This window comes from Chryseobacterium sp. SIMBA_029 (assembly GCF_046535275.1).
Taxonomy (GTDB): domain Bacteria; phylum Bacteroidota; class Bacteroidia; order Flavobacteriales; family Weeksellaceae; genus Chryseobacterium.
This window is the reverse complement of sequence record NZ_JAWRXA010000422.1, coordinates 1-265: the sequence shown is the minus strand read 5'-3', so window position 1 is coordinate 265 and position 265 is coordinate 1. Positions and strand designations below refer to the sequence as shown.

Genomic DNA, 265 nt, shown 5'->3' with positions numbered 1-265 from the left:
GCAGATTTCCCTCATGACAGGGATGGCTGCTGCGCAACTGATGCTGGCGGGCAAGGTGGGGATCCTCCGGACCATGCCGGCCCCTGACGAACGCTCGCTGCTGCATTTCAAGAGGCAAACACAGGCCCTCGGCAAGCCTTGGGACGGCCAGGTGAGCTATGGCGAGTATCTGCGGACCCTTGATGCAACCGACCCCAAGCAGTTGGCCATCCTCCATTCGGCAGGCTCCCTGTTCCGTGGGGCCGCTTACACTCCCTTCGACGGC

1 pseudogene is annotated in these 265 nt (G+C 63.0%); it reads left to right on the top strand.

The annotated features are described in order from the left end of the window. A pseudogene (locus SB679_RS24680) lies at positions 1-265 on the top strand (hypothetical protein); the annotation flags it as partial.